The sequence below is a fragment of the Cardinium endosymbiont of Culicoides punctatus genome, from assembly GCF_004354815.1.
In the GTDB taxonomy this organism is placed as follows: Bacteria; Bacteroidota; Bacteroidia; order Cytophagales; family Amoebophilaceae; genus Cardinium.
In genome coordinates this window covers 98786-105103 of record NZ_QWJI01000002.1, presented here as the reverse complement: position 1 = coordinate 105103, position 6318 = coordinate 98786, and the positions used below count along the sequence as shown (strand labels likewise).

7 protein-coding genes are annotated in these 6318 nt (G+C 35.5%); 2 read left to right on the top strand and 5 right to left on the bottom strand.

Annotated elements, in window-relative coordinates; translation table 11 throughout:
- Positions 1-129: 129 nt before the first annotated feature.
- On the top strand, positions 130-564 hold the full coding sequence (gene dut, locus CCPUN_RS00840) for a dUTP diphosphatase (protein WP_133281695.1): 435 nt from the start codon (positions 130-132) through the stop codon (positions 562-564).
- Positions 565-647: 83 nt separating this feature from the next.
- Entirely contained in the window at positions 648-1832 is a 1185-nt protein-coding gene (locus CCPUN_RS00835; RefSeq protein ID WP_133281694.1) for an FtsW/RodA/SpoVE family cell cycle protein, read from the top strand.
- Here CCPUN_RS00835 and CCPUN_RS00830 read toward each other — a convergent pair.
- The 5 genes from CCPUN_RS00830 to CCPUN_RS00810 all read right to left on the bottom strand — a co-directional run.
- Positions 1829-2287, bottom strand: coding sequence for a YcgN family cysteine cluster protein (locus CCPUN_RS00830; protein WP_133281693.1), 459 nt, complete (start codon positions 2285-2287; stop codon positions 1829-1831). The two genes, CCPUN_RS00835 and CCPUN_RS00830, sit on opposite strands and share 4 nt — an antisense overlap.
- 36 nt (positions 2288-2323) lie before the next feature.
- On the bottom strand, positions 2324-2608 hold the full coding sequence (locus CCPUN_RS00825) for a cell division protein ZapA (protein WP_133281692.1): 285 nt from the start codon (positions 2606-2608) through the stop codon (positions 2324-2326).
- Between the two features lie 5 nt (positions 2609-2613).
- Positions 2614-2922, bottom strand: a complete 309-nt coding sequence (locus CCPUN_RS00820) for a hypothetical protein (protein WP_133281691.1) — start codon at positions 2920-2922, stop codon at positions 2614-2616.
- Entirely contained in the window at positions 2903-5323 is a 2421-nt protein-coding gene (gene pheT, locus CCPUN_RS00815) for a phenylalanine--tRNA ligase subunit beta (protein ID WP_133281690.1), read from the bottom strand. The genes CCPUN_RS00820 and pheT overlap by 20 nt, the downstream gene beginning before the upstream one ends.
- 421 nt (positions 5324-5744) lie before the next feature.
- Positions 5745-6318, bottom strand: a 574-nt coding sequence (locus tag CCPUN_RS00810) for an ankyrin repeat domain-containing protein (protein ID WP_191283863.1), incomplete at its 5' end; no start/stop codon positions are given.

The following is a 6318-nucleotide window of genomic DNA, read 5'->3' as shown; positions in this document are numbered from 1 at the left end:
GCAATCATGATAGTCATTGATAGCATAAATAAAGGTAACGCTTGGGCTAAGTAAAATCATATATTTGTACCACCACCAAATATCAAACAAAAAGGAGATTTTGGTAACAACTACATTCTTTAGAGGATTATGCATATTCCCATTATAAATCGATCCAATCATCCATTGCCTACTTATGCTACAACAGGCTCTAGTGGCATGGATCTACGTGCATATATTGATGCACCTATTACATTATCCCCTTTACAAAAAGCACTTATTGACACTGGAATTACTATTGCTTTGCCAAAGGGTTATGAAGCTCAAGTAAGACCACGCAGTGGCTTAGCATTAAAACATGGCATCACCGTTCTAAATAGCCCTGGAACGATAGACTCTGATTATAGGGGAGAAATAAAAATATTATTAGTAAATCTATCTCAAGAATCTTTTACAGTACAGAATGGTGATAGAATTGCCCAACTAATCATAGCAAAATACGAACAAATTTGCTGGAAAGTTGTCTCTGTTCTAGATGAAACTGCTAGAGGCATAGGAGGACATGGTAGTACAGGAATGGCATAAAATTACCAAACAAAACCACCTTTGAAATGCTTCTATGCTATAAAAATTATGCATATATAATATAGAATAGTCCCTAGAAGCATATGAAAAAGTTTATTCAAGAAAACTTAAAGGGAGACCCCATAATATGGGGTATTGTATTTGTATTATCTTTCCTTAGTGCACTAACGGTTTATAGTGCATCTAGCTCTTTGGCTTATAGACAAATGCATAATAACACGGAATATTATTTGTTCAGACAAATAATCCTTATAGTAGCAGGCTTATGTGCTATGTGGATAGCACACCGCATCGATTACCGTTACTATGCAGGTATGGCTAGAGCGGGGCTTTGGATTTCGATACCATTACTTATTATAACATGGAAGTATGGACTAAAGCTGAACGAAGCTTCTCGTTGGCTCAATATTCCTTTAATCAATAAATCCTTTCAACCATCTGATCTTGCACAACTTTCTTTAGTGATACGGCTTTCCTATATGTTAGCAAAGAAACAAAATAAGATCAATTGTTTTAGATCTTCTTGTCTACCTATGTTAGCTTGGTCTGGTCTTATTAGTGGTTTAATTGCTTTAACGAATTTTTCAGGCGCCATTTTATTATTTGGAACTTGTTTGGTACTGATGTTTATTGGCAGAATACCTATAAAATATCTGTTTATTATTGTCCTTTCAGGAAGTTTAGTGGGAGGAGGAGCACTCGCTTTTGGTCAACGTGGTGGAACAGCAGCAAAGCGGATACAAAGTTTTGTGAAAGGTGAAATCTCCTTTCAGGCTGAACAATCCTATATTGCTATAGCAACAGGCGGGGTTACAGGGAAAGGTCCTGGTAATAGCACACAAAGAAACTTTTTACCACATCCATATTCCGATTTTATTTATGCGATTTTAATTGAAGAGTATGGCCTTATAGGAGGCGTATTTGTTTTATTACTCTACTTAATATTGTTTTATAGAGCCGTTGCTTTTTTGCCTATTGCTACCAACTACTATGGTGGTATTTTAGCTGTTGGGCTAAGTCTTTTATTGGTATTTCAAGCATTATTAAATATGGCTGTTGCGGTAGGTCTTGGCCCAGTAACTGGATTGCCACTACCCTTTGTAAGTATGGGAGGGACCTCGCTTATATTTACAGGTATTGCATTAGGTATCCTCCTAAGCATTGCCCAAGGACCAATTGATAACTCATTAACCACTTTAAAAAAAGATGCTGCTGGTATACGTTACAATAAATATAGACGCTCAAAAGAAGAACGATATATAGGTTAGCTGATTTCCTCTTCTAACAAATAGGCTATAATGGGTTTATTTACCAATGCGGGATGCACTACAAAATTGCGCGCAGCATTTCCCGTTTTAACAGTAGATTTTGGATCTTTGGTTATCAAAGGATGCCAGTTAGGTAATGCTTTTTTTTCTTTTACCAACCGATATGCACAGCTTTTAGGTAACCAAGTAATGGTCTGTAGATTGGTAGGATTTAATTTGATACAATCATCTACATAACTAAAACGTTCCTTATAGTTGGAGCACTGACAGGTTTTTGTATTGAGTAAACGACAACAAATTTTTGTAGTACGAATTTTTTGTGTCTCTGCCTCTTCTATTTTTAGCAAACAACATTTTCCACAGCCATCACATAAAGATTCCCACTGTGCTGATGTCATCTTTTCTAACGGTGTGGTTAACCAAAATTTTTCACCATCACTTCCCTTATCTATCATAAATACTTACCCTATAGTGGGTATATTACATCTTTTTTACAAAACCTTTTCAATATCTGTTTGCCAAGTTTCTATTTTTTGAATAAGCTTATTACGCTCTATAGAAGTCTTTTCTTCCATTTTTAATGCATCTACTAGACAATCAAATGCTACCATGGCTAATAAATCCTGCTGGTCTTGAATACCCAAGCTTCTTTGATATTGCCGAATACGTTCCTCTAAACTCTTGCTAGCTTGTCTTACAAATGTTTCATCTTCTGGCTGCACCTTCATGGGATAGATGCGATCACTAATTTTAATTTTAATGGAAAGTAATGCCATATTTTTTATACTTGTTCAAAGTAAGCTAAACAAAGATCTATTTCTTTAATATATGCGTTGATTTTCTGCATCAACTCGGCTGAATTATCGGAAGTTAAAATATTTTTTACATCTTTACCCGTTTTTTCAAAAACATTAACATGGCTCTTTGCTTGCTGAAGCAAGGCTTTCAGTGTTTTATTCTCTTCCGTTAGCTGCACGATCTTTTTTTGATCATCTGTATAACGTCCCAACAGCTCTACGAGCAACTGATCAAAATGTTGTATCGCACCATGCTGGCCATTAACAGTGGGTTTATCTTCTAATAATGGCATTTAAGTCATGTTCAAATGTTTGCATCAACTGATTCATGATTTTGTCAATACTTTTATCATCCATAGTTTTTACATGGTCTTGTAGTGTAAAATTGATGGCATACGCCTTTTTTCCTGCAGGTAAATGCGCTCCCTCATATACGTCAAATAATGCTATCTCTTGAAGGTTTTTATGACCTTGTTGCATGATTAGGTCTTTAATATCTTGAAATAACACAGATTTATCTACTACTAACGAAAGATCCCTTTTTACAGCAGGAAATTTAGATATAGGTTTATATAGTGTATTTAACTTGCTTATCTGTAAGATATGTTTCCAACTAATATCTGCAAAAAATACAGGTTGTGTGATACCAAAATGATCTACAATAAGATGGTTCACTTGACCAAAAGTCATTATTACAATACCTTTGTGTGTTACTTGTGCTGCTTGTTCGTAAAAGGGATGTGTAGTCTCTTTATAAGACAACGCTGTAATACCTAATTTTTTTGTTAATTGATCTATAGTTGCCCTTAGGGTTGATAGGGTTACTGTACCTAATTTACGCACCCAATTCTTACTTTCTATTTCACCTGTTAACCAAATGGAAAGTCTTTTTTCTTCATTATATGTTGTACCATTTTGGGTATAAACAGTACCAAATTCAAACAGTTTTATATCAAATTGACGGCGTGCAAGATTATAAGCAACTACTTCCAATCCACTAAAGAGCAAAGTATAACGCAATATATTTGTAGATGCACTAAGTGGGTTAAGAATAGCAATTTCTTTGTTGCATAGCTCTTCTATATTCAAGATATCGGCATAGGCTTTTTTAGTAAGAGAATTGGTCCATATTTCATAATAACCATTGGCTACCAGCATTTTACTAATTTCCTGCTCTATTCTATACATAGAGCCTATGTTTGTTTCAGGTGCTAAGTAACCTGTGGACAAATGACCGGTGGTAGGTAATGCATCATAGCCATAAATACGTGCAATTTCCTCAATAAGATCTACTTCTCGGGTTACATCTACTCTATAAAGGGGAACTTTGGCTATAAAGCCTTCCTCAGAAGGAGCTTCTATCTCTATTTCTAGGTCTGTTATAATTTGCTGAATAATGGCTGGGGACATGTCAACACCAAGATGTCTCTTAACTGTTTCATAAGAAAAAGGAATTGCACAAGGTGTTAATCTAGTTGGATAATGATCTATAATTTCAGATATTTCTATAGATGGAATCATTATTTTTAGTAACAGAGCTGCTCGCTTTAAAGCATACACTGTCATGTTAGGATCAGCGCCGCGTTCAAATCGAAATGAAGCATCTGTTTTTAGGCTATGGTACTGAGCAGTACTCCGTATAGCAGCTGGAGAAAAGTAGGCGCTTTCTATAAAAATATCTTGGGTAGTACTTGTAATACTGGTACGTAGTCCTCCCAATATACCAGCCATTGCTATTGGTCCTTCCATATCACAAATCATTGGTTCATGCCCGGAAAGCTTTCGTTCTATACCGTCTAACCCAAGAAATAAAGTACCGGAAGACAGTTGTTGAACCATCAATTCCTTGCCCACAATGGTGTTGTAATCAAAAGCGTGTAACGGTTGTCCTAACTCATGTAATACAAAATTGGTCACATCTACCACATTGTTGATAGATTTTAGGCCAATATGTTCTAGCTTAGATTTAAGCCAAATAGGAGATGGTTGAACGACCACATTTTTAAGCACAACACCACTATAACGAGGAGCTAAAATGGCATCTACATTATTTATATGTATGAATGGTGAAAAAAAAGAGACTAAGTCAAAATCATCAACAGATGGAATATTACTAGGGAGGTGCAAGATAGCTTTAAGTTCTCTTGCTATACCCAGATGAGAACAAGCATCTACCCTATTTGGTGTAATATCTATTTCTAAAATTTCATCTAATACATCTTTAAAATGTGTTTTAGCAGGGGTTCCAGCTGGCAAATCAGTATCTAACACTATAATACTGTCATGCATTGGACCTAGGCCAATTTCATCCTCAGCACAAATCATACCTTCAGAGACTTCTCCTCTAATTTTTACTTTTTTAATCTGGAAAGGAGATCGGTCCACGTAATTATAAATAGTGGAGCCTATAGGTGCTACGACCACTTTTTGCCCAACTGCCACATTTGTGGCTCCGCAGATAATGGATAAGGGCCTATCTAATCCAATATCAACCATTGTCTGCTTGAGTTTATCTGCATTTGGGTGATTCTGACACGATAGCACATCACCTATAACAACTCCTTCTAAATTGCCTTTAATAGCAGAATGTATGTGGGCCACCTCCAATCCTCGTTGAGTCAATAGGGATGCTATCTCTGAAGCACTTAGAGGGAAATTAATATAAGATTTTAACCAATTTAGTGATATTTTCATAATTATAATTTTTCAATAAATATACTGAATTCACTCATTATTTTCTGATTTTTTGTAACTCCCTATTTTATGTTCCACTACTCCCACCTATGTTTTTGCACAAAAAAATAAAACAGGACTTTCGTAAAGAAATGATTTTATTTAATAACTTTCAGGACTTTCGCAAAACAGATAATTGTGTTTGCATTTTTAGACATGGACATGTTTTATAGTATTGATAATCAATAATNCAATAATATTAACATTTCTCTATTTTATAGACTAGTCTATAAACAGTGTTTTTAACTAAAAGTGCGAAAGTCCTGACTTTTATAACCAATAAAAAATAAATATTTCAAAATTTTTCAGAAAACTTTATAGCATAGCCTATACACAATTTTTGGGTAAAACTGCGAAAGTCGATACTATAACTACAAAAATATCAATTATTCAATACTTTGCGAAAGTCCTGACATTTTGTAATACCTTCCGGATTAGCTCCGTGATTTAACAGCAACGCTACGATTTCTACATGACCACCATGTACCGCTTCTGCAAGTGAGGTACGTCCGTGACGGTTTTTGGGTTCCAGATCTATAGCTGGATGCTCTAATAATATTTCCACCACGTTTGTAAGACCGCACTCAACTGCTACACCAAGTGAAGTATTTTTTTCAAAAGTATCATCTCTTTTATTGACATCAGTTCTCTTATCTCTTAATAGTAAACGTACTGCTTCTAAGTTATTACTATCACGTCCGAATTCATAACCGACTATTCCTGATTGTAATGGAAGCCAGCCTTTTCTCATAGGTTGATTTATGTCTATATCTTTGTGCGCTAGAAGGATCTCAAGAATAGGTATATCACCATAATCCATAGCTATATGGAGTGCACTACCACAAATCTGTGCATAATCAGCTTCTGGATTATCCAAGCTGTTAATATTTGCTCCATGTGTGAGCAATAGCTTTACCACTGATATATCGCGTGCCCGAGTTGCTATGGTTAGAGGA